Raw genomic sequence first — 24,821 nt, forward strand, 5'->3', positions numbered from 1 at the left:
GGGACTCCTTGACTGTGGCGCGCAGTTTAGCCAGTTGCGCGGGGCCCGTCAGGCGGGTGCGCAGCCGGACGGTAGAGCAGGAGGCTCGATTGCCGCCAATCGTCGATCGGCCACTGCTCTTCGGGCGTCTTGCCGGGCACGGCGAAACTGTTGCTGATCAACTGCGCATCACACCGCATCTCGCGCCGGGCCTTGTCCCAGAGCGCCGGCATCGGCGCTGGCGAGAGGAAACAGTAGACCACATCGTAACGACCGAGGTCCTCACGCCAGAGGCTGCGCAGACGCACCCGGCAGTTGCGCCGCGGCAGGCAGCGCAACCAGGCGAGAAGAAAGCTCAGCGGCGCGGTCTCGACGCCGACGAAGCATCCTTCGGGGCAGGCGCGTGCCAGCCGGGCCAGAGTTCCGCCCAGGCCACAGCCCAGATCAATGAAGGTAAAGCCTGCCGGCCGCTGCTCGAGATGCTGTAGCAGCCGCTGCTCTGCCGCGCGGCCGGTGAGATACAGCGGCACCCGCTCGCCGATGGCATTCCAGTTCAGCGCCAGCAGCAGGCCGAAACCGGCCAGCAGCAGCGAGGGCGGCAACGCCTGTTCCTGCACCAGCAGCAGCCCGGGCACGAAGCCCAGGTTGATCGGCAGCCACCACTTCGACAGGCCGAGGCACTGGCCGACCGCAGCCGCGACCGCACCCTGCAACAGCGCGGCCGGAATACCCCCGAGGCGCAGGCCGAACGCCAGCGCCAGGGTGTAGAGCAACAGCCAGACGATCGCCACGGCGATGACCTGGGCGAACAAGGCGACGAGCACGGGCAGACGACGGCGCAATCCGGCGAGCATGGGCGACCTCGGCATGGGGAGCGACCCAGTCTATCCCAGTCGCCATTGCACAGGCAGGCGGAAGCCGGCGTGCTAGACTCCCGGCCCACCTATCCACTCAAGCGCAGTGCAACATCGATGGCCAAACGCCAACTCAATCGCCGGCAAAGCTGGCGTATCGAGAAGATTCAGGAAGAGCGCGCCGCGCGTGCGGCCCGCCGCGAATCCCGCGCCCAGGAAGAGCTCGAAGGGGGGGAGCTGGGCGCCGAGCAGGTCGGCCTGGTGATCGCCCACTTCGGCGTGCAGGTGGAAGTCGAGGCACAGGACGGTGACGACGCCGGGCAGGTGTTCCGCTGCCACCTGCGTGCCAACCTGCCGACCCTGGTCACCGGCGACCGCGTCGTCTGGCGCCCGGGCAACCAGGGCATCGGGGTGATCGTCGCGCAGCTGCCCCGGCACTCCGAACTCTGCCGCCCGGACATGCGTGGCCAGCTCAAGCCGGTGGCGGCCAATGTCGACCAGATCATCGTCGTCTTCGCGCCGATACCCGAACCGCACGCCAACCTGATCGACCGCTACCTGATCGCCGCCGAGCATGCCGGCATCGCGCCGCTGTTGCTGCTGAACAAGGCCGACCTGATCGACGAAGGCAACCGGGCCGCGCTCGAGTCGCTGCTTGGCGTCTATCGGCAGCTCGATTACCCGCTGCTGGAGGTGTCGGCGCACGATGGCGCCGGCATGAGCGCACTGCGCGAGCGCCTGGACGGACGCATCAGCGTGTTTGTCGGCCAGTCCGGAGTGGGCAAGAGCTCACTGGTCAACAGCCTGCTGCCTGACGTCGATACACGCGTCGGCGCGCTGTCCGAGCAGACCGGCAAGGGCACCCACACCACCACCACGGCACGGCTGTTCCATTTTCCTGGCGGCGGCGACCTGATCGACTCGCCCGGAATCCGCGAGTTCGGGCTGGGCCATGTCAGCCGTGCCGACGTGGAGGCTGGCTTCATCGAGTTTCGCGACCTGCTGGGCACCTGCCGCTTCCGCGACTGCCGCCACGACCGCGAGCCGGGCTGCGCCCTGCTCAAGGCCCTGGACGATGGCCGCATCCAGCCGCAACGCATGGCCAGCTATCGGCACATCCTCAGCAGCCTGCCGGAGCCGGAATACTGATCACCGCGGCACGTCTTCAATCGGCCGGAGGCTGATCGAAGCGCAGCGCGCCGTCCTCGAAGATGTTCAGTCGCTCTCGCAGCTGAGGCGCCTGCAGCGGTTCGGCCGGCGGCGCAGCGGCCCCACCGGCGGGCGCGGGGCCGTCCGGTGCCGGCGCCCCCCCCTCCTCGCCACCGGAGGCCTGTTCGCCCTCGATGTTGCGCTGCGCCTTGCGCGTGAGCACCAGGATGTCGATGCGGCGATTGATCGGGTTGAACGGGTCCTTGCGATCGAACAATGCCGACGAGGCATAGCCGACCACCCGCGCGATCTGCTCATCCGGATAGCCGCCGGCCACCAGCACGCGCCGCGCCGCGTTGGCACGGCTGGCCGACAGCTCCCAGTTACCGATGCCGCTGCGCCCAGAGTACGGCTTGGCGTCGGTGTGCCCGCTGATGCTGATCTTGTTCGGCACGGCGGCAATGGTCTCGGCCATCGCCAACAGGATGTCTTCGAAATAGGGCTGCAGTTCGGCGCTGCCGAGCTCGAACATCGGCCGGTTCTCGGCATCCATGATCTGGATGCGCAAACCGTCACGGGTGATCTCGAACAGGATCTGGTCCTTGAAGCGCTCGAGCTCGGGGTTCTCGTCGACCTTGTTCTGCAGCTCCTGCAGCAGCAACTCGAGGCGCTCGCGCTCGACCTGCTCGGCCAGGCCTTCGGCCTGCTCCGCGTCGAGCTCGGCCTTGGCCTGCTTCACATCCGGTTCGACCTCGGGGTTGAGGGTGCGGTCCGGCGAAGGCGTCGGCGTGCCGCCCAGATCGATCACGTGCGGGCTGGCGCTCTCGGTGAAGCCGATCGGATCCTGGAAATAGCCGGAGATCGCACGCTTCTGCTCCGGCGTGGCCGAACTCATCAGCCACATCACCAGAAAGAACGCCATCATCGCGGTGGCGAAGTCGGCAAAGGCGATCTTCCAGGCGCCGCCATGGTGCCCGCCCGCGGTTTTCTTGACCCGCTTGACGATTATCGGCTGGTTGTTGTCCATGACCGGGCCTTAGCTGCCGCGCATGGCCTGCTCGAGCTCGGAGAAGCTCGGGCGATGCGCCTGGAACAGCACCTTGCGGCCGAATTCTGCAGCCAGCGAGGGCGGCATGCCCGAGGCCGAGGCCACCAGCGTCGCCTTGATCGCTTCGTACAGGTTGAGTTCTTCCTTGGCGTCATGTTCCAGCGCCCCGGACAGCGGACCGAAAAAGCCGTACGAGGCGAGGATGCCGAGAAAGGTGCCGACCAGCGCCGTCGCGACCTTTTCACCGATCTCGGCGTTGGTGGCGTCGGCGAGGATCGACATGGTGATCACGATGCCCAGCACCGCGGCGACGATACCCATCGCCGGCAGTCCGTCGGCGACCTTGCCCACCGCGTGCGCGGGGTGCTCGAGCTCCTCCTTGAGGCTCGCCAGTTCCATGTCGAACAGCCCCTCGAGCTCGTGGGGCGCCATGTTGCCCGACGACATGATGCGCAGGTAATCGCAGATGAAAGCGGTCATGCGCTCGTCCTTGAGCACGCCCGGGTAGCGGGAGAACACCGCGCTGGCCGCCGGATCCTCGAGATCGGCCTCGATGGCCATCATGCCTTCGCGACGGCTCTTGTTGAGCACCGCGTAGAGCAGCCCGAGCACTTCCAGGTAGTAGGCCTGGGTGAAGCGGTTGCCGAACATCTTCAGCGACTTCTGGAAGACGACCTTGGTGGTGGACGCCGGGTTGGCCTGCAGGAAGCCACCCAGCGCGGCGCCGCCGATGATCATCAGCTCGAAGGGATGCACCAGCGCGGCGAGCTTGCCGCCGGACAGCAAAAAGCCGCCGAGCACACTGCCGAGGACCACGAAAATACCGAGAATCTTGACCATACGAACCCAGTTGAATGACAGCGAAGCCGCGGCAAGGCGGCCCGTCGGACGTCGGCAGTGCCCCGACGCCGCGGGGTTGCCAAAGAATTGTTCGGGTTATCGGAAATTTTGCGCGAGACTAAAGACCACCCCGACAAAAAGCCAGCCTGGCACCATGACCACAGCTCCTTCGCTTCCGCGCAGCATCCCCGCCTGGATCAAGGCTCTCGACGATGTCCAGCTGCCCGCCTTCGCCGGCCCGCATGCCAAGGTGCGGGCGGCGTTGCGCAACGGCGAGCTGTCGATGCGACAGATCGCCGACGAGATTCACGCCAGCCCGGTACTGGCGCTGAACTTCATCCGCGAGGCCAATCGCAGCAGCGCCGGAGCCAATCCGGTCGACAGCCTGGAGAGCGCCCTGAGCCGCATCGGCCTGCAACGCGCCGAGGAACTGCTGGCGCGCATCCCGGCCCGCGAGGCGCATGAAATCCCCCAGCCGCTGCGGCAGATGGTGCTGATCAGCCGCCACGCCAGCCAACAGGCCAACGGCCTGTTCGCCGCGCGCCTGGCGCGGCTGTGGCAGGAGATTCACTGGGGCAGCCTGCTGTTTCTGGCACCGGCGTGGACGCTGGTGGCGGCCTATCCGCAGCTGCTCGAACAGTGGGAACAGCGCCTGCTCGTGCGTCGTGAGCCGGCACGACGCCTGGAGATCGAGCTGCTCGGCGTGCCCCTGCAGGAACTTTGCCTGGCGCTCGCCCGCCACTGGCACCTGCCGGAATGGATCGTTCAGGGCTATCGGCTGCTGGGCGGCAACCGCCGCCTGCTGGTCAAGGCGCTGCATATCGCGCGGGACAACGAGCACCCGCTGCACCAGCAGCAGATGCTCGATGCCGACCCGGACCTGCGACGCTGGTTGACGCTACCGTCCAACACCATCGTGCTCGCCAATGGCCTGGCGCTGTCAGCCCATCATAGCTGGGGTGACGTCCATGCCCTGCGCTGGCAGCGGCTGGCCGGCCTTTATCTGCAGGTACCGCTGGGCGAGCTGCAGCAGCTGGTCCATCAACAGGCCGTCGCCAGCGCCCAGGCCATCGGCCCGACCGATCTCTGGCATCCGGCGCAAGCGCTGCTCTGGCCCTGGAAAAGTCGCTTCCAGCGGCAGCAGGACAAACCGGCCGCGCCGCCCAGTGCCGAAGCGCTGGCTCGCTGGCGCGAACAGTGCCGCCTGCTGCTTGCCGAGCCCTCGCCGTTCGCCAACGTCCTGCAGTTGACGCAGGCCGTCCGCTCGGCGCTCGACAGCCTCGGCATGCAGCGCGTGCTGGTGATGCTCGTCGATCGCCGTCAGCAGCGGCTGGTCGCCCAGCAGACCGTCGGCCTGCCGGACTCGGCCGGCCGCCTGGTCCTCGTGCCGGAGCAGAGCCAGGTGCTGCGCAAACTGCTGGAAAAGCCTGCGCTGCTGAACCTCACGCCGGACAATCGGGCAACCTACTCGGCACTGCTGCCGGGCTCGCTCAAGGCCCTGTTCGCCGGCGGCCATCTGCTGCTGCGCTCGGTCGGCGCCGGCCGCCCGGCCATGCTCCTGGCCGCCGATCAGGCGGGCGCGCCGATCAGCGAGCTGTCGCTGCAGGCGTTCGAAAAGACCGCGCAGTGCATAGAGCGGGCGATGGTCAATTTCGCCAAGCGCAGTGCCTGACGTTTTTCGCTAGACTGCGCCTTCATTCGTTCCGCAGAGGCTCATCGTGCCTGCCTTTTCCAATCTGCCCCTGGTGATCGAGCCCATCGACCTGGCGCAGCGCATCAACGCGCCGGAGCTGATCATTGTCGACCTCACCAGCGCGGCGCGTTACGCGCAGGGCCATGTGCCGGGCGCGCATTTCGTCGACCCGAAACTGACCCAGCTGGCCCAGCCACCCGCCCCCGGCCTGCTGCCGCCAAAGGCGCAGCTCGAAGCGCTGTTCGGTCGCCTTGGCCATCGCCGCGACGCGGTCTATGTGGTGTATGACGACGAAGGAGGTGGCTGGGCCGGGCGATTCATCTGGCTGCTCGATGTCATCGGTCATCCTCGCTACCACTATCTGAACGGCGGCCTGCATGCCTGGCTGGCCGAACAGCTGCCGCTTTCGCGCGAGCCCGTAGCCGACGTGGGCGGTCCGGTTGCGCTGCAGCTCGACCCGGCACCCACCGCGACCCGCGAATACCTGGAAAGCCGTCTGGGCGCCGAGGATCTGGTCGTCTGGGACGCCCGTTCGCCGGCCGAATACCGCGGCGAGAAGGTGCTGGCCGCCCGAGGCGGACACATTCCCGGCGCGGTGAATTTCGAATGGACGGCCGCCATGGACCCGGCACGTGCGCTACGCATTCGCCAGGACATCGCCGAGCAACTGCACGCGCTGGGCATCGTGCCGGAGAAGGAAATCATCACCCACTGCCAGACGCACCATCGCTCCGGCCTGACCTACCTCATCGCCAAGGCGCTGGGTTATCCGCGGGTCAAAGGCTATGCCGGCTCCTGGAGCGAATGGGGCAACCTGCCCGACACCCCGATCCAGTCATGAAAAGGTCCTCAATGAAAGATCGCCTGTTCGTCCTCAGCCAGTACGTGCTGCCGCACCATCTGATCTCGCGGCTGGCTGGCTGCCTCGCCGAGTGCCGTCTGCCCTGGGTGAAGAACACCTTCATCAAGTGGTTCATCGGCCACTTCCAGGTCGACATGCGTGAGGCCGCGATCGAGGAACCCACCGCCTACGAACATTTCAATGCGTTCTTTACCCGCGCACTGAAGGACGGCGCGCGACCGCTCGACCCGACGCCCGGCGCAATCCTCAACCCCTGCGACGGGGCCATCAGCCAGCTCGGGCGCATCGAACAGGGGCGGATCTTCCAGGCCAAGGGCCACAACTACAGCGTCACCGAACTGCTCGGCGGCGACCATGAGCGCGCCGCGCCCTTCATGGGCGGCGATTTCGCCACCGTCTACCTGTCGCCCAAGGACTACCACCGCGTGCACATGCCGCTGGCCGGCACCCTTCGCGAAATGGTCTACGTGCCGGGGCGGATCTTCTCGGTCAACACGGTTACCGCGCAGGGCGTGCCGGAGCTGTTCGCACGCAACGAACGGGTCGTCTGCATCTTCGATACCGAGCGCGGCCCGATGGCCATGGTGCTCGTCGGCGCGATGATCGTCGCCAGCATCGAGACGGTCTGGGCCGGCTTGGTCACGCCGCCCAAGCGTACGCTGAAGGCAGTGCGCTACGACGAGGCCGCGCGTGCGCCGATCCATCTGGACAAGGGTGCCGAGATGGGCCGCTTCAAGTTGGGCTCCACGGTAATCCTGCTGTTCGGCCCCGAGCAGGTCCGCTGGGCCGAGCAACTCGGCCCGCTGAGCCCGGTCTGCATGGGCGAGTCGCTCGGCCAGGCCTTCGCCGCCGAGTGACCATTCGGGTTCCGCGGCGCGGAACCCGAGGCCTCCACCGATCATCGCCTACCAGCACAAAGCCATTACTTCGCCCTGCGATACCCGGCCTTAGCTGTTAGAGTGACGGTAGATGCATCCGTCCAGCGCCGTGGAGTTGCCGGTTGGAAAGCAAGAGCCTGCATATACAGTTACGTGTTCCCACACCGAGCCGGGAGACGTTGTCCTTCTGCGAGGCGAGCCCGCGCGCGCTGCGTGACTGGCTGGCCGGCCTGCCCAAGGCCAACCTTGGCGAGACCGCCCGCCAGCTCTACCAGGCGTTGACCGAGCTCAACCAGCTGCGCGTGTCCTCTGAGCTGCGCCTGCAATTGCTGGAGCTGCTGCGCCCGGATGTCCATTTCGTCTGCAGCCATCTGGAACGCCATTACCTCAACCAGCCAATCGTACTCAGTGAACGGCCGCGCAAGGTCGCCGGCCTCTGCCAGGCGCTGCAGAACCACCTGGCGGCGGGCTACAAACTGATCGTCAGCCGCATCGTCTCGCGCCCTCAGATCGAGCGCCCACAGTTGCTCACCGCCGCGCTGCAGCGCGCCCTGCATGCACTCGGCGCACTGCTGGTACGCTCTACGCAACTGTATAGCCCGGCCAGCGAGGGGCTCTGGCTCGAGCTACACCAGCTCTACCGCCTGGCCAGTGAAAACGGGCTGCAGCACACCCCGGTACGCGATGCGCTGGCTCATGAAGGTGAGGCACTCAGCGCTGAACAGTGCTACCTCAGCACACTGCTATTCGGTAGTGCCCGCTGCAACCAGATCCGCCAGCAGCACATCGCGCCGCTGGCCGCTGCACTGCAGGCCTGGGGGTCCCTGGCCTGCCTGCGACCGGCCACGCACCCGGCCAGCCTGTTCGTTTTTTCGCCGCAAGTCGACGGCCCGCCGCGCTACCGTTCACTGTTCGCCGCCGACCGCCTGCCGAATATGCTCGGGCTCGACCCCAGCCAGCTGGTCGCGGCGATCGAGGTGCACCTGCAGCTCCCCGCCGAACAACGCCAGGGTTCGCGCCTGCCAGGGCGCAGCGCGCTCGGCGACGACCTGCTGCGCCATCTTGCCGCCGCCTGGGGCGTGGTCGCCGACCGCAGCTTCCAGCGCCGCCCCGGCAGCGGGCGGCTCGAAGCCTGCCTGGGCATGACCGCCCTGCACTATCAGCTGGCTGGCGAGCGCCCGTTCAACGAGGTGCTAGAGCGTCACGACAGTTCCAGCCGCGCCGTCTTCAAGCTCAACAACGGCGCTGCGGACGTCTGGGCGAAAGCGTTCGACGCGCAGAATGCGGAAACCGAACCTACCCTGGCCGACGACCACATCGAGTTCGTGCGGCCGGCCAAGCCGGCCCAGGCAACCAGACAGGAACCCGGCAGCGCACGCGAGCCCGCCTACCCGTGCTTCGCCGTCGATCTGGTCAACCAGAGCCCCGGCGGCTACTGCCTGGCCTGGCCGGCCGAGGTGCCTGCCCAGTTGCAGGCCGGCGAGCTGCTCGGCTTGCGCGAGGACGCCAATGGCCCCTGGCGGGTGGCCACGGTGCGCTGGGTACGCCAGGTACGCGGCGGCGGCACTCAGATGGGCGTCGAACTCATCGCACCGAACGCTCAACCCTGCGGCGTGCGCCTGCTGCGCAAGCTCGATCAGGGCAGTGAATACCTGCGCGCGCTCCTGGTCCCGCAAGTTTCGGCCATCGCCCGCGCGCCGACCCTGATCGTCCCGTTGCTGCCGTTTCAGGAAGGGCACAAGGTCAGCCTGAACCAGAAGGGTGAGGAATGCCGGGCGATCCTCGGCAGCCGGCAGGCGCACACCGGCAACTACAATCAGTTCGAATTTCGCCTGATCGGCGATGCGACCGTTGCGCGGGAGACCTCGATCACACCCTGGAGCTCCGCCCAGGGCAGCGCCGAGGCAGATTTTGACTCGCTCTGGAAGTCGCTGTAGATTGCCGGTTCGCGTCTTTTTCCCGCCCCGCACCGCTTCGGTGTGCTTTTAAGCTGTCGCCATGGCCCTGCAGAAGAAAACCATCCGCCTGCTGATTCTCGAAGACTCGCAGAATGAGGCCGAGCGCCTGGTCAGCCTGTTCCGCAACGCCGGCCAAGCCACGCGCGTGCACCGCCTGACGTCCAGCGACGATCTCGCCGAAGCATTGCAGCAGACCTGGGACCTGCTCATCTGCGCCCCGCAGAGCGAAGGCCTGGAGCCGAGTGAAGCGATCGCCGCAATTCGCCGGCAGGCCAAGGACATTCCGATTGTCCAGCTCACCGAAGGCAACGATGCCGAGGCGATCACCGAAGCCCTGCTGATCGGCGCCCAGGACGCTCTACCCAAGGGCGAAGACGAATGGCTGTTGCTGGCCGCCAACCGCGAACTCGCCAACCTGGAAGAGCGCCGTGCGCGGCGGGCTGCCGAACTGGCGCTGCGCGAAGCGGAAAAGCGCTGCCAGCTACTGCTCGACAGCTCGGTAGATGCGATCGCCTACGTCCACGACGGCATGCATATCTATGCCAACCGCGCCTACCTGGAGCTGTTTGGCTACGACGATAGCGAAGAGCTGGAAGGCATGCCGATGATCGACCTGGTCACCTCCTGTGATCAGGTCCAGTTCAAGACTTTTCTGAAGAACTACCAGAGCCTCGAGGGCAGCGCAGAGCTGACCTGCAGCGGCACCAAGCTCAGTGGCGAGACGTTCAAGGCCCGCATGCACTTTTCGCCAGCCAGCTACGATGGCGAGCCCTGCATCCAGGTAGTCATCCGCGCCGAGCAGGACAGCGCCGAGCTGCAGAAACTGCGCGAGGCCAGCAACCAGGATCCGGTCACCGGCCTGCACAACCGCAACCACTTCCTCGAATTGCTCGATGGCGCGGTCGAACGCGCCGTCAAGGAAGGTCGTGGCGCCAGCCTGGCCTATATCCGTGTCGATCGCTTCGCTGCGCTACAGGCCGAAATCGGCCTGGCCGATGCCGACCTGTTGCTACGCGAGCTTGCCGAGTCGCTGCGTCGTCACTTCGGCGCCGAAACCCAGCTGGCGCGCTTCGCCGACGACGTGTTCACCGCCCTGCTCGATCAGCGCACGCCGCAGCAGGTCGAACCGCTGCTGCGCCAGCTGCTCGCGCGGGTCGAGAGTCAGTTATTCGAAATCTCCGGCCGCACCGTGCAGACCTCGCTGAGCATCGGCGTCGCCGCGCTCGATGAGAAGACCGCTCGTGCTCAGGACGCCATCGAACGTGCCCACCGCTGCGCTGACGAACTCAATGGCAATTCGCTGAAGCTCTACGATCCGGCCGATGAACTCGCGGCCGAAGCCAGCCGCGGCAACCTGCTGGCGATGGTTCGCCATGCACTGGAAACCAATGGTTTCCGCCTGCTGTTCCAACCGATCATCAGCCTGCGCGGCGACAGCCACGAGCATTACGAGGTACTCCTGCGCCTGCTCGATCCGCACCAGCAGGAGGTGCCGGCCGCCGAATTCCTCAAGGCCGCCAGCGAAGCCGGCCTGGCCACGCGGATCGACCGCTGGGTGATCCTCAATTCGATCAAGCTGCTCGCCGAACATCGGGCCAAGGGCCATCGCACCCGGCTGTTCCTCCACCTGACCAGTGCCAGCCTGCAGGACGCCGGACTACTGCCTTGGCTCGGCGTGGTGCTAAAGGCCGCACGCCTGCCGGCCGACGCGCTGGTATTCGAGCTTTCCGAGCCGGACGCCATTGCCTACCTGAGCACCGCAAAAGCGCTCAACCAGGGGCTGGCCGAGCTCGGCTGCAAGCTGGCCATCGCCAATTTCGGCTGTGCGCTCAACCCGTTCAACACGCTGAAGCATCTGGCCGCAGAGTACGTCAAGGTCGACGGTTCCTATACCCAGGACCTCAGCCGCCAGGAAAACCAGGAAGCGCTCCGGACGCTGCTGGCCGAACTGCACGAGCAGAAGCGCCTGAGCATTGTCCCCTTCGTCGAGAGCGCCACCGTGCTGGCCACACTGTGGCAGGCCGGCGTCAGTTACATCCAGGGCCACTACCTGCAGGGCCCGAGCCAGTCGATGGACTACGACTTCTCCTCCGACGAAAGCTGAGCCGTTCCGGCAACGTTGACCGGGATCAGCCAACCGTCATCTGGCTCGACTAGAGTGTGCAGAGCTTCGCCGCACTCTGGAGGAAACCGCCGTGGTCATGATGAGAGCCGCCGTCTTCGTCGAGCCGGGTCGTATCGAACTGCAGGACAAGCCGATCCCCGAGATCGGACCCAACGATGCGCTGCTGCGCATCACCACCACCACCATCTGCGGCACCGACGTGCACATCCTCAAGGGCGAATATCCCGTCGCCCCGGGGCTCACGATCGGCCACGAGCCCGTGGGCATCATCGAAAAAATCGGCGCCAACGTGCAGGGCTATCGCGAAGGCCAGCGAGTCATTGCCGGCGCCATCTGCCCGAGCTTCACCTCCTACGCCTGCCAGGACGGCGTGCCCTCGCAGGACGGCGGCTGCAGCTGCCACGGCTACAAGCCGATGGGCGGCTGGCGCTTCGGCAATACCATCGATGGCACCCAGGCCGAATACGTGCTTGTGCCCGATGCCCAGGCCAACCTGGCACCGGTGCCGGATGGTCTGAGCGACGAGCAGGTGCTGATGTGTCCGGACATCATGTCCACCGGTTTCGCCGGGGCGGAAGCCGCGAACATCAGGATCGGCGACATCGTGGTGATCTTCGCGCAGGGCCCGATCGGGCTCTGCGCCACCGCGGGCGCAAAGCTGCGCGGTGCGAGCACCATCATCGCCGTCGACGGCGTCGATGCGCGACTGGACATCGCCCGCCAGATGGGCGCCGATGTCACCCTGAACTTCCGCAACGTCGACGTGGTGGACGAGGTCATGAAGCTGACCGGCGGCCGCGGGGTGGATGCTTCGATCGAGGCCCTCGGCCTGCAGAGCACCTTCGAAAGCGCGCTGCGGGTGCTCAAGCCGGGCGGCACCCTGTCGAGCCTGGGCGTGTATTCCAGCGACCTGACGATCCCGTTGGGCGCGTTCCATGCCGGCCTTGGCGACCATCGGATCGTCACCTCGCTGTGCCCCGGCGGCAAGGAGCGGATGCGCCGGCTGATCAACGTGGTCGAGTCCGGCCGGGTCGACCTCAGCCCGCTGGTGACGCATCACTATGCGCTGAACGATATCGAGCAGGCCTACGACCTGTTCGCCCATCAGCGCGACGGGGTACTCAAGGTCGCGATCAAACCCTGAACACGGACAGCCCGGTCGGCGAGGAGCCGGGCTGCCCGGCCTTCACTCCAGGCCTTCGCGGTCGCGAAAGCCGAGCAGGTAGAGAATGCCGTCCAGGCCGAGCGTGGAAATCGCCTGCTTGGCCGACTGCTTGACCAGTGGCTTGGCACGGAACGCGACGCCGAGCCCGGCGAGCCCGAGCATCGGCAGGTCGTTGGCGCCATCGCCGACAGCGATCGTCTGCTCCAGGCACAAGCCTTCCCGCTCGGCCAACTCGCGCAGCAGGTCGGCCTTGCGCTGGGCATCGACGATCGGCTCGACGGCAACGCCGGTAAGCTTTCCGTTCTCGATCTGCAGCTCATTGGCGAACACGTAGTCGATACCGAGCCGCGCCTGCAGCTGTCGGGCGAAATAGCTGAAGCCACCGGAAAGGATCGCGGTCTTGTAGCCCAGACGCTTGAGTTCGGCGAACAGCACCTCGGCGCCTTCGGTCAGCCGCAGGCTCGCACCGATCTCGGCCAGCACCGTTTCGGACAGCCCTTCGAGCAGCGCCAGGCGCTCCTTGAAGCTGGCACGGAAGTCCAGTTCGCCACGCATCGCGCGCTCGGTGATCTCCGAGACCTTGTCGCCGACGCCGGCGGCCTTGGCCAGCTCGTCGATCACCTCGGCCTCGATCAGCGTCGAATCCATGTCGAACACGGCCAGACGCCGATTGCGTCGATACACCGAGTCGCGCTGGAAGGCGATGTCGACGTTCAGCTCCTGCGCGACGCTGAGGAATTCGGCGCGCAGCGCCGCGGTGTCCTCCGGCTCGCCGCGCACGGAGAACTCGATGCAGCCCTTGCCGCTCTCGTCGGGAAGCCCCAGGGGGCGCCGTCCGGAGAGGCGGTCGATATGGTCGATGTTCAACCCGTACTTGGCGGTAATGGTGCTGACACGGTGCAGCTGCTCGGCCGTGACCTTGCGCGTCAGCAGCGTCACGATATGCCGCGGCTTGCCCTGACCGGCGACCCACTGCTCGTAGTCGGCTTCGGCAACCGGCGTGAAGCGCACCTGCTGGTCATGCTTGTAGGCGGTGAACAACACGTCCTTGAGCACCCCGGAGGCGGCTTCGGTGGCGGGAATCTCGACCAGAATGCCGAAAGACAGGGTGTCGTGGATCACGGCCTGGCCGATGTCGAGAATGTTCACCCCATCCTGCGCCAGCACGCCGGTGATGGCGGCGGTCAGGCCCGGACGGTCCTCGCCGGTGATGTTGATCAGGACGATATCGCGCAAGGCGCAGCTCCCCTAGCAAATTAGGCCGGCATTCTACATCAAGGCCTCGCACCGACGCGCCCTGCCCGCGCAATGCCGACGCCAGCGAACAGACTTTTCGTCAGCCGCCGACGCCAGACCTTCAACGCCCTGCAGGCTTTCCCTATACTGCGCGGCAATTTCCCTTCGAGAAGAGCCGCGCCCCTGTGAACCGGCCCGCGTCCGTCAAGCCTGACAATTTCTTCCTGCTGCTCTACCGCGCCATCCGCCAGCACCGTGTGCCGCTGGTGCTGCGCATTGCCGCGCACACGCTGCTGCTCGTTGTTCTGGCGCTGGTCATCTATTCCTGGGTCATCGGCATGCAGTTCAAGCACGCCATGGAGCAGCAGGCCGATGCCCTCGGCCAGAGCCTGGTGACCCAGACCGCGGCATCGGCCACCGACCTGCTGGTGGCCAACGACATCCTCAGCCTCAATGTGCTGCTCAGCAACCTGGTGAAAAACCCGCTGGTCGCGCATGCAGCGATCTACAGCGTGGACAACCGTGTGCTGGCCGAGTCCGGCTCGCGGCCGCAGCACAACCTGCTCGGCGAGGACCGCGGCCTCTATTCGACTCCGATCAGCTTTCAGGAGGTGATCGCCGGGCACCTGCGCATCAGCCTGGACATGACCCAGTTCCAACAGCCGATGACGATCAGCCTGCAGAGCATGGGGTTGCTCAGCCTGATCCTGCTGGCCTTGGCGCTGAGCCTGAGCATGCGCCTGGGGCGCCAGCTGTCGATGCCTCTGATGCAGCTGCGCCTTTGGCTGCGTGATCCCGACGATCCCGCGCCGGGGGCCGGCCGCCAGGACGAGATCGGCGACCTGGCGCGCCAGCTGCAGGCACGCCTGGTACCGGAAAAGCCGGAACCCGAGCCGGAAATCGACCTGGGCGACATGCTCGAGGAGTTCGACGCCGAACCGCCAGTCCAGCAGTCGACGGCAGCTGCACCGGCCAGCGCATCCCGCCAGGCGTTTGCGGACCTCGACGAGGACGACGAGCCGCCGCTGTCCGCGCGCGATCGTTTCAGTGCCGACGAGGAGGACGACTTCGATCCGTTCGCCGAGCAAACCCCCAGTGCGCCGGCACCTGCGTCGGTGCCGCCTGCGGTCGCTGCAACGCCGGCCCGCAGCGCCGTGCTGGCCATTCAGCTCGGCGCCCAGGAGCAGTTGCGCCGCCTGCCGCGCGAACGTCTGACCGACCTTCTGCAGCGCTACCGCGACTGCCTGCAGCAAGCCGCCACGCTCTACCAGGCCGAGCTGCACACACTGAACGACGGCAGCAGCCTGATGCTGTTCCACAGCCAGGACGACGAGCAGAATTACCTGACGCACGCGGTTTGCTGCGGCGAGCTGATGCGCGCGCTGGGACATGCGCTGCAGATCGAGGTCGCCGATAGCGGCATGACGCTGCAGCTGCACCTGGGCCTGACAACCGGTGAAGGACTGGTCGACCTGGGCCAGGGCGAACTGCTACTCAGCGAGGCGGCGCAGGCCGCGCTGGACCTGGCGCAGCACAGCCGCAATCTGGTGCTGGTCGAGCGCTCGATCGGCGACGATTCACTGATTCGCCAGCGGGCGCGGATCCGCCCGATTGCCAGCCCGGAAGGGGCCTGCTGCGTCGAGCGCCTGCTCGACCCCTACCCCTCGCTGCTGGAGCGCCAACTGGCGCGCATGCACGAGCTGCGCAACCGTCACGCCTGAGAGTGACGGGGCAGCGAGCCGCGCAAACGGTTTTGCGCCGCCCTGGTGATCATCGGGCGGCGGGCTTAGAAGCGGAACACTTCCATATCGGTACGCAGCGGCTCCAGCGCCTTTAGTCGTGGCGCCTCCGGCTCGCTGCGCTTGGGCGCCTTCACCGTCGTCTTGGCGGCGTTGCGTGCGACGAGCACCGGCTCGATCGCCTCGGCGAGCATGACGCTCAGGCGCTGTAGCAACCGGCTCTGCGCCTGCACCTGATCGGTGATGCTGCCCTGATGTGCTTCCTGCAAGCGCACCAGGCGACTGCCCTGGCGCTTGCCGTGCTCATCGAGCAGCCGCCATTGCGCCTCCAGCACCGCAGGATGCTGCGGGCCGGAGTCCAGGCGCGTGATGGCCAGCTCGATCTGTACATCGGCAACGAAGCCTTCGCTGGCTGGTGCAGACTCGATCTTCTGGGTCTTCAGCTGGGTAGCCAGCTGCCGCATCAGCAGTTGGTCGACGTCTTCCTTGAGGCTGCCGGCCCAACGGGCTTGCTGCGGGTCGGCGGCGATGCTGCCATCGGGCAGGCGCTGCAGCAGCGCATCGCGCTGCAGGTAGTCGGCCACGCTGACCGGCCCGAGCAGCACGGCCACACCGCCCTCCTGTTCGGGCATCTCGGCCACACCATTGTCGAGCCGGTACAGCGGCAGCGGCTGCTGGGCGACACAACCGACCAGTGCGGTGCTGGCCAGCAGCAGAACGAGGGGGAAACGCAGCACGTTGTTCATTACCTTCATGACGTTCAGGGCCACGCCTGTCTGAGTCGTTCAGCACGCAGCGACCAGGCGCCGTGGCCGGTCGCAACGTTGGAAAGGCGGGTATCTTCCGTTAATCGGCGCCCGGGTTCCAGCGTGAATTTGGCTCGACCTGTGTCAGCTTTCCACACGCAGCCCATCGACCCGCTGGAAGCCGCGTGGCAGCTTGTTGCCGCGCCGGCCGCGCTCGCCCTTGTAATGTTCCAGGTCTTCGGCCCGCAGCGACAGGGTGCGCTTGCCGGCCTGCAGCACCAGGGTCGCGCCGTCAGGCAGCACTGCCAGATCGACCAGATATTCCTCGCGACTGGCCACGCGATCGCCGGGGATGCCGATGATCTTGTTGCCCTTGCCCTTGGCCAGCTGCGGCAGATCCCGCACCGGGAACACCAGCAGACGCCCTTCGGTGGTGACCGCCGCCAGCCAGTCCTGGTCGAGGCTACCCAATGGGCGCGGCGCGACGACCCGAGCGCCGTTCGGCAAGGACAGCAGCGCCTTGCCGGCCTTGTTCTTGGCCTGCAGATCGTCGCCCTTGACCACGAAGCCATAGCCCGCGTCGGAAGCAATCACGTAGAGCGCCTCATCCTCGGGCAGCAGCACGCACTCGAAGCTCGCCCCCGGCGGCGGGGTCAGCCGGCCGGTGAGCGGCTCGCCCTGGCCCCGCGCCGAAGGCAGCGAGTGCGCCGCCAGCGAGTAGCTGCGCCCGGTCGAGTCGATGAACACGGCGAACTGATTCGAGCGCCCGGCGGCGGCCGCCTTGAAGCCGTCCCCGGCCTTGTAGGAAAGCCCCGCGGCATCGATATCGTGACCCTTGGCGCAGCGCGCCCAACCCTTCTCGGAGATCACCACGGTGACCGGTTCGGACGGCAGCAGCTCGTTCTCCGACAGGGCACGCGCCTCGGCGCGCTCGACGATCGGCGAACGCCGTGCATCGCCATAGGTCTCGGCATCCTCGAGCAGTTCCTTGCGCACCAGCCTTTTCAGCTTGGCGTCGCTGGAGAGCAGGGCCAGCAGGCGCTCGCGCTCCTTGGCCAGCTCGTCCTGCTCACCACGGATTTTCATTTCCTCCAGCCGCGCCAGCTGGCGCAGGCGGGTGTCGAGAATGTAGTCGGCCTGCAGCTCGGAGAGCTCGAAGCGCGCCATCAGCACCGGCTTGGGCTGGTCCTCGGTACGGATGATGTGAATCACCTCGTCGAGGTTGAGGAAGGCCACCAGCAGGCCTTCCAACAGGTGCAGGCGCCTCTCCACCTTGTCCAGTCGATACTGCAGGCGACGACGCACGGTGCCGATGCGGTAGGTCAGCCATTCGCCGAGCAGGACCTTGAGATTCTTCACCTGCGGCCGACCATCGAGGCCGATGACGTTGGTATTGACGCGGTAGCTGGACTCCAGGTCGGTGGTGGCGAACAGGTGCTGCATCAGCTCGTCGGCGTTGACCCGGTTCGAGCGCGGAATAATCACGATGCGGCAGGGGTTCTCGTGGTCCGACTCATCACGCAGGTCGGCGACCATCGGCAATTTCTTGGCCTGCATCTGCGCGGCGATCTGTTCGAGCACCTTGGCGCCCGAAACCTGGTGCGGCAGCGCGGTAACCACCACGTCGCCATCCTCGACGCGATAGACCGCGCGCATGCGCACCGAGCCACGGCCGCTCTCGTACATCTTCAGCAGGTCGGCGCGCGGCGTGACGACTTCCGCCTCGGTGGGGAAATCCGGGCCGAGGATATGCTCGCAAAGCTGCTCGACGGTGGCGTTCGGCTCGTCGAGCAGGCGCACGCAGGCGGCGGCCACTTCGCGCAGGTTGTGCGGCGGCACGTCGGTGGCCATGCCCACGGCGATGCCGGTGGTGCCATTCAGCAACAGGTTGGGCAGCCGCGCCGGCAACGTGGCGGGCTCCTCCAGCGTGCCATCGAAGTTCGGCACCCAGTCGACCGTGCCCTGCCCGAGTTCCGACAGCAGCACCTCGGAATAGCGCGACAGGCGCGCCTCGGTGTAGCGCATCGCGGCAAACGACTTGGGATCGTCGGGCGCGCCCCAGTTGCCCTGGCCATCGACCAGCGTGTAGCGGTAGGAGAACGGCTGGGCCATCAGCACCATGGCTTCGTAGCAGGCCGAGTCGCCATGCGGGTGGAACTTGCCGAGCACGTCGCCGACGGTGCGCGCCGACTTCTTGTGCTTGGCATCGGCCGAGAGCCCGAGCTCGCTCATGGCGTAGACGATTCGCCGCTGGACGGGCTTCAGACCGTCGCCGATGTGCGGCAACGCGCGATCCATGATCACGTACATGGAATAGTTGAGATAGGCCTGTTCGGTGAACTCGGCGAGGGAGCGGCGCTCCACGCCTTCCAGGCTCAAGAGGGATTCGCTCATGGTCGATCCGTGGCAGATTGGCGCAGCACCAGGGTGCCGGCGCGCTGGGTGAATTCGAGTTGTTTCAGGGCGCTCATGCCGAGCAGGACCTGCTCGCTGAGAAAGCCGGGGGCGACGATGGCGCGCACGTCATGCAGCACGATGTCGCCGAGTTCCAGCCGGGCCAGGCGCGTACGGTAACCGGTGCTCGGGCCATTGGCCGTCTGCAGCATGACCGGTGCGCCGCGCTCGAGGCCCAGGCGCTTGGCCAGTTCGATCGGCACCGCGACATCGGTCGCGCCTGTGTCGAGCAGAAAGGTCACGCGCTCGCCGTTGATGCGTCCATCCGCGACGAAGTGGCCGCTGGCATTGCCGGCCAGCTGGACCTCGACCTGGCCGCCTTCGATGCGCGAAACCGGCTCGCGGTTGGGGTTGAAGCGGTTGTCTTCCCAGTCGGCGAAAAAGCGCGTGGCCAGCAGCAGGCCCGCGCCCCAGGCGAGCACCAGCATGACCCGCCCGGCCCGTCGCCCCGCAGTCTGGGTCACGGCCGCGCGCCCCAGCCGCCGGCCGGAGCGGCGAAGCGCCAGATCACCGGCCGGCGTTCGCCATCGGCGCGCGCCTGGCCGTTGTTGTCCACGCCGATCCAGGCGCCTTCGGCATCCACCCAGAGCGCTTCGGCATTACCGAATGCACTGGGATAGCGACGCGACTCGGCCAGCGCCGTGTCGGCATAGGACCAGCAGCGCTCGACATCGCCGGTCGTGGCGGCACGCCGGCATACGCGGTGGGCGTTAGGCTCGAGGCTGTACAGCGCGCCTTCGTGGTAGGCCAGATCGGTGAAGCCGAGCGGCAGCGGATCAGCGCCCAGGGCTTGCGGCGGTGGCTCGCTGCCGCCTTCGGCAAACAGCACGCAACCGCCCGTGCACTGAAAACTGCTCTGCTGGCGATGCAGCACCAGTACGCCACGGCGCTCACGCTCGGCCGCCAGCCACAGGCGGGCGGCTTGCGGGTCGACGGCGATGCCTTCGAGCATGGCGTTGAAGTTCAGCAGCATGCCGCTGACACGCGCCTGGCGTACCAGCGAGTCGGGTAGCGTCAACCATTGCGCCGAACCGGCCGGGCTTACCTGCAGCACGCCGGCATGGGCTTCGCTGACCAGGTAGCGATTGCCGAGCGCATCGCAGGTCAGCCCCTCGAAATCCATCTCGCCGCCGCGCACCGCCGCGCTCGCCAGGACACGCATGCGCATGCCCCAAGGCAGCCCGCTGTCCGGCACCGGCGGCAGCTCGAACGGCTCGGCGTCGGCACGCCATGGCGAGGCGCTTGCATCGAGCCGATAGAGCCGGTCGTCCTCACGGTCGGACACCGCCCACAGGGCGTCGCCACACCAGGCCAGCCCCGACAGGTTGCCGGCAGGCATGCCATCGACGACCTGCTCCTCGATCAGCTGCAGCTCTGCCACCTGAGCCAGCGCCAGCCACGGCGCACAGACCAGGCCCAGCGCCGCCATCCAGCGCCGCATCAGACCAGCACCTCGGCCAGATTGCCCTTGGATTCGAGCCAGGATTTGCGGTCACCGGCGCGTTTCTTGGCCAGCAACATGTCCATGATCTCGCGCGTGCCCTCGAAATCTTCGAGCGTCAGCTGTACCAGGCGCCGGGTATTCGGGTCCATGGTGGTCTCACGCAGCTGCAGCGGGTTCATCTCACCAAGGCCCTTGAAGCGGGTGACCTGTGGCTTGCCGCGTTTCTTTTCCGCGGCGAGACGCTCGAGGATGCCGTCGCGCTCGGCTTCGTCGAGCGCGTAGTAGATCTCCTTGGCCAGATCGATGCGGTACAGCGGCGGCATGGCGACGTACACATGCCCCGCCTCGACCAGCGGGCGGAAATGCCGTACGAACAGCGCGCAGAGCAGCGTGGCGATGTGCAGGCCGTCGGAGTCGGCGTCGGCGAGAATGCAGATCTTGCCGTAGCGCAGCTGGCCGAGGTCATGGGCGCCGGGATCGACACCGATGGCCACGGCGATATCGTGGACTTCCTGACTGGCCAGCACCTCGCCGCCATCGACCTCCCAGGTGTTCAGGATCTTGCCTCGCAACGGCATGATCGCCTGGAACTCCTTGTCCCGCGCCTGTTTGGCCGAACCGCCGGCCGAGTCGCCTTCGACCAGGAACAGCTCGGCGCGCATCGGGTCCTGCCCGGCACAGTCGGCGAGCTTGCCGGGCAGCGCCGGCCCCTGGGTGATTTTCTTGCGCTCGACCTTCTTGCCGGCCTTCAACCGTCGACCCGCGTTGCTGATGGCCAACTCGGCGAGCTGCAGGCCGAGGTCGGGGTTGGCATTGAGCCAGAGGCTGAACGCGTCCTTGACCACACCAGAGACGAACGCAGCCGCCTCGCGCGAGGACAGGCGCTCCTTGGTCTGCCCGGAGAACTGCGGCTCTTGCATCTTCATCGAGAGGACGAAGGCGATGCGCTCCCAGATGTCCTCGGGCGCCAGCTTGACCCCGCGCGGCAGCAGGCTGCGGAACTCGCAGAACTCACGCATCGCGTCGAGCAGGCCCTGGCGCAGGCCGTTGACGTGCGTGCCGCCCTGCGCGGTGGGGATCAGGTTGACATAGCTTTCCTGCACCGCGTCGCCGCCTTCGGGCAGCCACAACAGTGCCCAGTCGACCGCCTCGGTATTGCCCGCCAGGCTGCCGGTGAAGGGCTCGTCGGGCAGGCGCTGGAACTCGCTTACCGCATCGGTGAGGTAGGAGCGCAGTCCGTCTTCGTAATGCCACTCGGCCTTCTCGCCGCTGGCGCGATCCTCGAACGACACCGCCAGGCCCGGACAGAGCACGGCCTTGGCCTTGAGCACGTGCTTGAGGCGGCTGATGGAAAACTTCGGCGAGTCGAAATACTTCGGGTCGGGCCAGAAATGCACACTGGTCCCGGTGTTGCGCCGGCCCACGCTGCCGACGATTTCCAGCTCGCTGGCCTTGAAGCCGTCGGCGAAGCTCATGCGGTACTCGTTGCCGTCACGCTTGACCGTCACCAGCACCCGCGTCGAGAGCGCATTGACCACCGAGATACCCACGCCGTGAAGGCCGCCGGAAAACTGGTAGTTCTTGTTCGAGAACTTGCCGCCGGCATGCAGCTTGGTGAGGATCAGCTCGACCCCGGAGACGCCCTCCTCCGGGTGGATGTCCACCGGCATGCCACGGCCGTCGTCGATGACCTCCAGCGAGTTGTCGGCGTGCAGGATCACCTGCACCGCGCGCGCATGGCCGGCCAGCGCCTCGTCGACGCTGTTGTCGATGACCTCCTGCGCCAGGTGGTTGGGGCGCGCAGTGTCGGTATACATGCCGGGGCGCTTGCGCACCGGATCGAGCCCGGAAAGAACCTCGATGGCTTCTGCGGTATAGGACATGGAGCTCCCTTAGAGAACGGAAAAGTCGATGTCTAGCCAGCGCGCCGGGGCCACGCCGGCGAACGCCAGCAGCGCGGGCAGGCGTTCGGCGAAGCCCTGGAAACCATGGTCGCCACCGGCCTGGATACGCAAGGCACAGCCCTTGTAGAAATCGGCAGCGCGACGATAGTCGAGGGTTTCATCGCCGGTTTGCAGCCAGACCTGATAGCGCGCCGGATCCACTGGCGGCGGTGTTTCCAGCTCGGCCAGCGCCGCGACGTGGTCGTGGGTCAGCTCCCAGACTTCGCCGGTGTAGAGGTTGGTCTGCGCGCCCAGGTAGCCATCGAACAGGCGATGCGGCAGCACTGCCGGATTGATCAGCAGGGCCTTGAGGCCATGGCGCTCGGCCAGGTGCGTCGCATAGTAGCCGCCCAGGGAGCTGCCGACCAGCAGCGGGCGCCCGAGCTCGTCGATGCATTGCTCGAGCTGAGCGATCGCCCGACGCGGATGATGATGCAGCTCGGGGACGCGTAGTCGCTCGGCCAGGCCGACCCGCTGCATCGCTGCGCTGAGCTGGCTCGCTTTCTGTGACAGCGGCGAACTGTTGAAACCGTGAATGTAGAGAATGGCGGGTTGAGCGAGGGTCATTGGAATGCAGGCCGAAAAGGACAGGAAAGGCTACAAGGCCCGAGCGACCCACCGCAAGCCGAGCGCCCCGACGGCCCTCACGACTGGGCCCGCTCAATATCCCCGGACGCTGTAGTCGACCTCGAAGGCGATGCCGCTGACGCGGGAAACGCCGGTTTCGATCCGGCCGTCGGCATGCAGCCTCAGCCAGCGGTAGCCGGGTGCGCGGGTGTCAACCTGGAAGTCCTCGCTGCCGGGTGCGAACTGCACGCCGGTCGACGGCGACGCCAGCAGGCGCACGCCGTCACGCCAGCCGTCGAACTCCTGGTGAATGTGCCCCCACAGCAAAGCACGCACGTTGCTGTGCCGGTCGAGCACCTCGAACAGCGCCTCGGCATCGTGCAGCCCGATGCGGTCCATCCAGCGGCTGCCGATCGCAACCGGATGGTGGTGCAGGCAGATCAGATGATGGCGATCCGGCGCCTGGCGCAGCGTACGCTCGAGAAAGGTCAGCTGCTCCTCGGCCAGGCGGCCGAACACTGCGCCCGGCACCAGGGTATCGAGCAACACGACCCGCCAGGCGCCAACTTCGGCGACCGGCTCCAGCAGGCGTTCCGGATCGGCCACCGCGCGCATGGCGGTCAGTTCGTCGTGGTTGCCCGGGCACCAGCGAATCGGCGCACGAAGACGCGACGACTGCTCGCGAAAGCGCTGATAGGAGGCAACCGAACCATCCTGCGAAAGATCGCCGGTCGCCAGCGCCAGATCGATCACCGGCTGTTCGGCCAGCACCAGATCGACGACCTTGCCCAGGCTGTCATGGGTATCGAGCCCAAGCAGTCGCCCGTCCGCCTCGGCGAACAGATGACTGTCGGTGATCTGCACCAGCAGTACGGAATCTTCAGCGGTGGTAAGGGGGGCGCCCGGCAAGACCCTTCTCCTCGAACGGAATCGCCTGAAATTATGGTGGCCAGCCCCGTGAGGGGTAAACCACGGGTTTGGTGCCTCGGTCACATAACCGGCCGTTCACCCTGTACGCCGGCCCGCTCACCTGACCGCCGCAGCCGTCAGAGCACCGGAGCCAGTTCATGCCCGCAGGCCAGGCAATGGCTCAGCCACTCACCAAGGAAGAGATTGAGCTGGCTCTTCTCGTCGGGCTGGTGCATCTGCGCGTTGGGATAGGCATAGATGCTGCGCAGGCGCCGGGCGTTTTCCGCCCGCACCACCTCGGCCATGCGCGCGTCGTGGTACACGCGCACCTCCATCTTCGGCACCGGCAGCCAGCTCAGGCATTGCGCCTGACTGACCTGCACGGTACTGGTATAGGGGCAGCTCTCGAGCACCTCGAGCGTCAGCACGCCGAGGGCCAGATCGCCCTGGCTGAGGGCGATGCGGCGGGTCGCACCGACTTCGCGCATCTCGGGCAGCAGGCGCGTCAGCCGCAGATAATTGGCCTCGCAGGCGGCCTGCAATTCGCGCAGGTCGACGCGGTAGCGCTCACGCGCCAGCCTCATCGCCATGCTCCCCTCACATCGTCACGATTGAGCGCCAACCATTGCAGGGCGATGATGCTGGCCGCGTTGTCGATGCGCCCGTCACGAACCGCCTGCAGTGCCTGCGCGAGCGGCCAGACATGCACGCGAATGTCCTCGCCCTCTTCGGCCAACCCGAAGACGCCGCCGGCAGTGGTGCTGTCGCAGCGTGCCACGTACAGGTGCACCTGCTCATCGCTGCCGCCGGGCGACGGGAAGTAGCGCGTCACCGGCCAGAGTTCGCCCAGCGTCACGCCCGCCTCTTCCATGGCCTCGCGGCGAGCCACCTCCTCCGGTTGCTCCTCCTTGTCGATCAACCCAGCCACCAGCTCGATGAGCCAGGGGTTGCTGACCTTGCCATAGGCGCCGACACGGAACTGTTCGATCAGTACCACCTGATCGGTCCGAGGATCGTAGGGGAGCACGCAGACGGCATCGTGGCGCACGAAGAGCTCACGGCTCAATTCGGCGCCCATGCCGCCGGCGAACAGGCGATGGCGCAAATGCAACCTTTCCAGCCGGTAGAAGCCGCTGAAGCATTGCTCACGTCGGAGGATCTGGACATCATCCGGACCCGGTTCGAAGGTTTCGGTCATTACTGCTCACTTTTGACTTCGGTTGCACCAGCGC

21 protein-coding genes are annotated in these 24,821 nt (G+C 66.6%); 8 read left to right on the plus strand and 13 right to left on the minus strand.

Annotated features, from left to right (window positions below; genetic code table 11):
- Positions 1 to 26: 26 nt before the first annotated feature.
- Positions 27 to 833 (minus strand): class I SAM-dependent methyltransferase, encoded by an 807-nt coding sequence (locus CL52_RS17965; protein WP_043222178.1) that lies wholly within the window; start codon positions 831 to 833, stop codon positions 27 to 29.
- A 117-nt stretch (positions 834 to 950) separates the two neighbouring features.
- Between CL52_RS17965 and rsgA the strand changes: the two genes are divergently transcribed.
- Positions 951 to 1,982 carry a small ribosomal subunit biogenesis GTPase RsgA gene (gene rsgA, locus CL52_RS17970; protein ID WP_043222180.1) on the plus strand — a complete coding sequence of 344 codons (1,032 nt, stop codon included), beginning with the start codon at positions 951 to 953 and terminating at the stop codon, positions 1,980 to 1,982.
- A 16-nt stretch (positions 1,983 to 1,998) separates the two neighbouring features.
- Here rsgA and motB read toward each other — a convergent pair whose 3' ends face one another.
- Both motB and motA read right to left on the minus strand, forming a co-directional pair.
- A complete protein-coding gene (gene motB / locus CL52_RS17975; protein WP_043222182.1) occupies positions 1,999 to 3,009 on the minus strand; it encodes a flagellar motor protein MotB in 1,011 nt (336 codons plus the stop codon).
- A gap of 9 nt (positions 3,010 to 3,018) precedes the next feature.
- A complete protein-coding gene (gene motA, locus CL52_RS17980) occupies positions 3,019 to 3,870 on the minus strand; it encodes a flagellar motor stator protein MotA (protein ID WP_043222184.1) in 852 nt (283 codons plus the stop codon).
- Between the two features lie 154 nt (positions 3,871 to 4,024).
- On the opposite strand from motA, the gene CL52_RS17985 reads away from it, so the two are divergent.
- From CL52_RS17985 to CL52_RS18010, 6 genes are all read left to right on the plus strand, one after another.
- Positions 4,025 to 5,542: an HDOD domain-containing protein gene (locus CL52_RS17985; protein WP_043222186.1), complete on the plus strand. Its 1,518-nt coding sequence runs from the start codon at positions 4,025 to 4,027 to the stop codon at positions 5,540 to 5,542.
- A gap of 46 nt (positions 5,543 to 5,588) precedes the next feature.
- Entirely contained in the window at positions 5,589 to 6,404 is an 816-nt protein-coding gene (locus CL52_RS17990) for a rhodanese-like domain-containing protein (RefSeq protein ID WP_041108148.1), read from the plus strand.
- An 11-nt stretch (positions 6,405 to 6,415) separates the two neighbouring features.
- Entirely contained in the window at positions 6,416 to 7,282 is an 867-nt protein-coding gene (asd, locus tag CL52_RS17995) for an archaetidylserine decarboxylase (RefSeq protein ID WP_043222190.1), read from the plus strand.
- A 143-nt stretch (positions 7,283 to 7,425) separates the two neighbouring features.
- Positions 7,426 to 9,240: a cyclic-di-GMP receptor FimW-related protein gene (locus CL52_RS18000; RefSeq protein ID WP_043222192.1), complete on the plus strand. Its 1,815-nt coding sequence runs from the start codon at positions 7,426 to 7,428 to the stop codon at positions 9,238 to 9,240.
- 61 nt (positions 9,241 to 9,301) lie between these two features.
- The gene (locus tag CL52_RS18005; protein ID WP_043222198.1) at positions 9,302 to 11,365 is read left to right on the plus strand and encodes an EAL domain-containing protein; all 2,064 of its coding nucleotides are present in this window, start codon (positions 9,302 to 9,304) and stop codon (positions 11,363 to 11,365) included.
- 97 nt (positions 11,366 to 11,462) lie between these two features.
- Positions 11,463 to 12,530 carry an NAD(P)-dependent alcohol dehydrogenase gene (locus tag CL52_RS18010; protein ID WP_167650316.1) on the plus strand — a complete coding sequence of 356 codons (1,068 nt, stop codon included), beginning with the start codon at positions 11,463 to 11,465 and terminating at the stop codon, positions 12,528 to 12,530.
- A gap of 42 nt (positions 12,531 to 12,572) precedes the next feature.
- Here CL52_RS18010 and serB read toward each other — a convergent pair whose 3' ends face one another.
- Positions 12,573 to 13,787, minus strand: a complete 1,215-nt coding sequence (gene serB, locus CL52_RS18015; RefSeq protein WP_041108157.1) for a phosphoserine phosphatase SerB — start codon at positions 13,785 to 13,787, stop codon at positions 12,573 to 12,575.
- Between the two features lie 185 nt (positions 13,788 to 13,972).
- Between serB and CL52_RS18020 the strand changes: the two genes are divergently transcribed.
- Positions 13,973 to 15,508 carry an AhpA/YtjB family protein gene (locus tag CL52_RS18020; protein ID WP_043222202.1) on the plus strand — a complete coding sequence of 512 codons (1,536 nt, stop codon included), beginning with the start codon at positions 13,973 to 13,975 and terminating at the stop codon, positions 15,506 to 15,508.
- Between the two features lie 65 nt (positions 15,509 to 15,573).
- Here the strand turns inward: CL52_RS18020 and CL52_RS18025 are convergent, their stop codons facing one another.
- The 9 genes from CL52_RS18025 to CL52_RS18065 all read right to left on the minus strand — a co-directional run bounded on the left by CL52_RS18025 (position 15,574) and on the right by CL52_RS18065 (position 24,787).
- Positions 15,574 to 16,272 (minus strand): PqiC family protein, encoded by a 699-nt coding sequence (locus tag CL52_RS18025; RefSeq protein WP_041108161.1) that lies wholly within the window; start codon positions 16,270 to 16,272, stop codon positions 15,574 to 15,576.
- Between the two features lie 144 nt (positions 16,273 to 16,416).
- Entirely contained in the window at positions 16,417 to 18,666 is a 2,250-nt protein-coding gene (parC, locus tag CL52_RS18030; protein WP_041108163.1) for a DNA topoisomerase IV subunit A, read from the minus strand.
- Positions 18,663 to 19,190, minus strand: coding sequence for a retropepsin-like aspartic protease family protein (locus CL52_RS18035; RefSeq protein ID WP_041108164.1), 528 nt, complete (start codon positions 19,188 to 19,190; stop codon positions 18,663 to 18,665). The genes parC and CL52_RS18035 overlap by 4 nt, the downstream gene beginning before the upstream one ends.
- The gene (locus tag CL52_RS18040) at positions 19,187 to 20,170 is read right to left on the minus strand and encodes an esterase-like activity of phytase family protein (RefSeq protein WP_043222204.1); all 984 of its coding nucleotides are present in this window, start codon (positions 20,168 to 20,170) and stop codon (positions 19,187 to 19,189) included. Before CL52_RS18040 ends, CL52_RS18035 begins: the two co-directional genes overlap by 4 nt.
- On the minus strand, positions 20,167 to 22,053 hold the full coding sequence (parE, locus tag CL52_RS18045) for a DNA topoisomerase IV subunit B (RefSeq protein WP_043222207.1): 1,887 nt from the start codon (positions 22,051 to 22,053) through the stop codon (positions 20,167 to 20,169). Before parE ends, CL52_RS18040 begins: the two co-directional genes overlap by 4 nt.
- A gap of 9 nt (positions 22,054 to 22,062) precedes the next feature.
- Positions 22,063 to 22,680: a YqiA/YcfP family alpha/beta fold hydrolase gene (locus CL52_RS18050; protein WP_043222208.1), complete on the minus strand. Its 618-nt coding sequence runs from the start codon at positions 22,678 to 22,680 to the stop codon at positions 22,063 to 22,065.
- A 93-nt stretch (positions 22,681 to 22,773) separates the two neighbouring features.
- The gene (cpdA, locus tag CL52_RS18055) at positions 22,774 to 23,589 is read right to left on the minus strand and encodes a 3',5'-cyclic-AMP phosphodiesterase (RefSeq protein ID WP_043222210.1); all 816 of its coding nucleotides are present in this window, start codon (positions 23,587 to 23,589) and stop codon (positions 22,774 to 22,776) included.
- Between the two features lie 137 nt (positions 23,590 to 23,726).
- Positions 23,727 to 24,173 (minus strand): DUF1249 domain-containing protein, encoded by a 447-nt coding sequence (locus CL52_RS18060; RefSeq protein WP_200889408.1) that lies wholly within the window; start codon positions 24,171 to 24,173, stop codon positions 23,727 to 23,729.
- Positions 24,170 to 24,787 carry an NUDIX domain-containing protein gene (locus CL52_RS18065; protein WP_041108175.1) on the minus strand — a complete coding sequence of 206 codons (618 nt, stop codon included), beginning with the start codon at positions 24,785 to 24,787 and terminating at the stop codon, positions 24,170 to 24,172. The genes CL52_RS18060 and CL52_RS18065 overlap by 4 nt, the downstream gene beginning before the upstream one ends.
- Between the last annotated feature and the right edge of the window lie 34 nt (positions 24,788 to 24,821).

The organism is Stutzerimonas balearica DSM 6083 (genome assembly GCF_000818015.1).
GTDB classification, from domain to species: Bacteria; Pseudomonadota; Gammaproteobacteria; order Pseudomonadales; family Pseudomonadaceae; genus Stutzerimonas; species Stutzerimonas balearica.

Excerpts from the sequence above, each read along its gene's own strand:
- CL52_RS17965 (WP_043222178.1), bottom strand. The coding sequence starts at position 833 with ATGCTCGCCGGATTGCGCCGTCGTCTGCCCGTGCTCGTCGCCTTGTTC.
- rsgA (WP_043222180.1), top strand. The coding sequence starts at position 951 with ATGGCCAAACGCCAACTCAATCGCCGGCAAAGCTGGCGTATCGAGAAG.
- motB (WP_043222182.1), bottom strand. The coding sequence starts at position 3,009 with ATGGACAACAACCAGCCGATAATCGTCAAGCGGGTCAAGAAAACCGCG.
- motA (WP_043222184.1), bottom strand. The coding sequence starts at position 3,870 with ATGGTCAAGATTCTCGGTATTTTCGTGGTCCTCGGCAGTGTGCTCGGC.
- CL52_RS17985 (WP_043222186.1), top strand. The coding sequence starts at position 4,025 with ATGACCACAGCTCCTTCGCTTCCGCGCAGCATCCCCGCCTGGATCAAG.
- asd (WP_043222190.1), top strand. The coding sequence starts at position 6,416 with ATGAAAGATCGCCTGTTCGTCCTCAGCCAGTACGTGCTGCCGCACCAT.
- CL52_RS18005 (WP_043222198.1), top strand. The coding sequence starts at position 9,302 with ATGGCCCTGCAGAAGAAAACCATCCGCCTGCTGATTCTCGAAGACTCG.
- CL52_RS18010 (WP_167650316.1), top strand. The coding sequence starts at position 11,463 with ATGATGAGAGCCGCCGTCTTCGTCGAGCCGGGTCGTATCGAACTGCAG.
- CL52_RS18025 (WP_041108161.1), bottom strand. The coding sequence starts at position 16,272 with ATGAACAACGTGCTGCGTTTCCCCCTCGTTCTGCTGCTGGCCAGCACC.
- parC (WP_041108163.1), bottom strand. The coding sequence starts at position 18,666 with ATGAGCGAATCCCTCTTGAGCCTGGAAGGCGTGGAGCGCCGCTCCCTC.
- parE (WP_043222207.1), bottom strand. The coding sequence starts at position 22,053 with ATGTCCTATACCGCAGAAGCCATCGAGGTTCTTTCCGGGCTCGATCCG.
- CL52_RS18050 (WP_043222208.1), bottom strand. The coding sequence starts at position 22,680 with ATGACCCTCGCTCAACCCGCCATTCTCTACATTCACGGTTTCAACAGT.
- CL52_RS18060 (WP_200889408.1), bottom strand. The coding sequence starts at position 24,173 with ATGAGGCTGGCGCGTGAGCGCTACCGCGTCGACCTGCGCGAATTGCAG.
- CL52_RS18065 (WP_041108175.1), bottom strand. The coding sequence starts at position 24,787 with ATGACCGAAACCTTCGAACCGGGTCCGGATGATGTCCAGATCCTCCGA.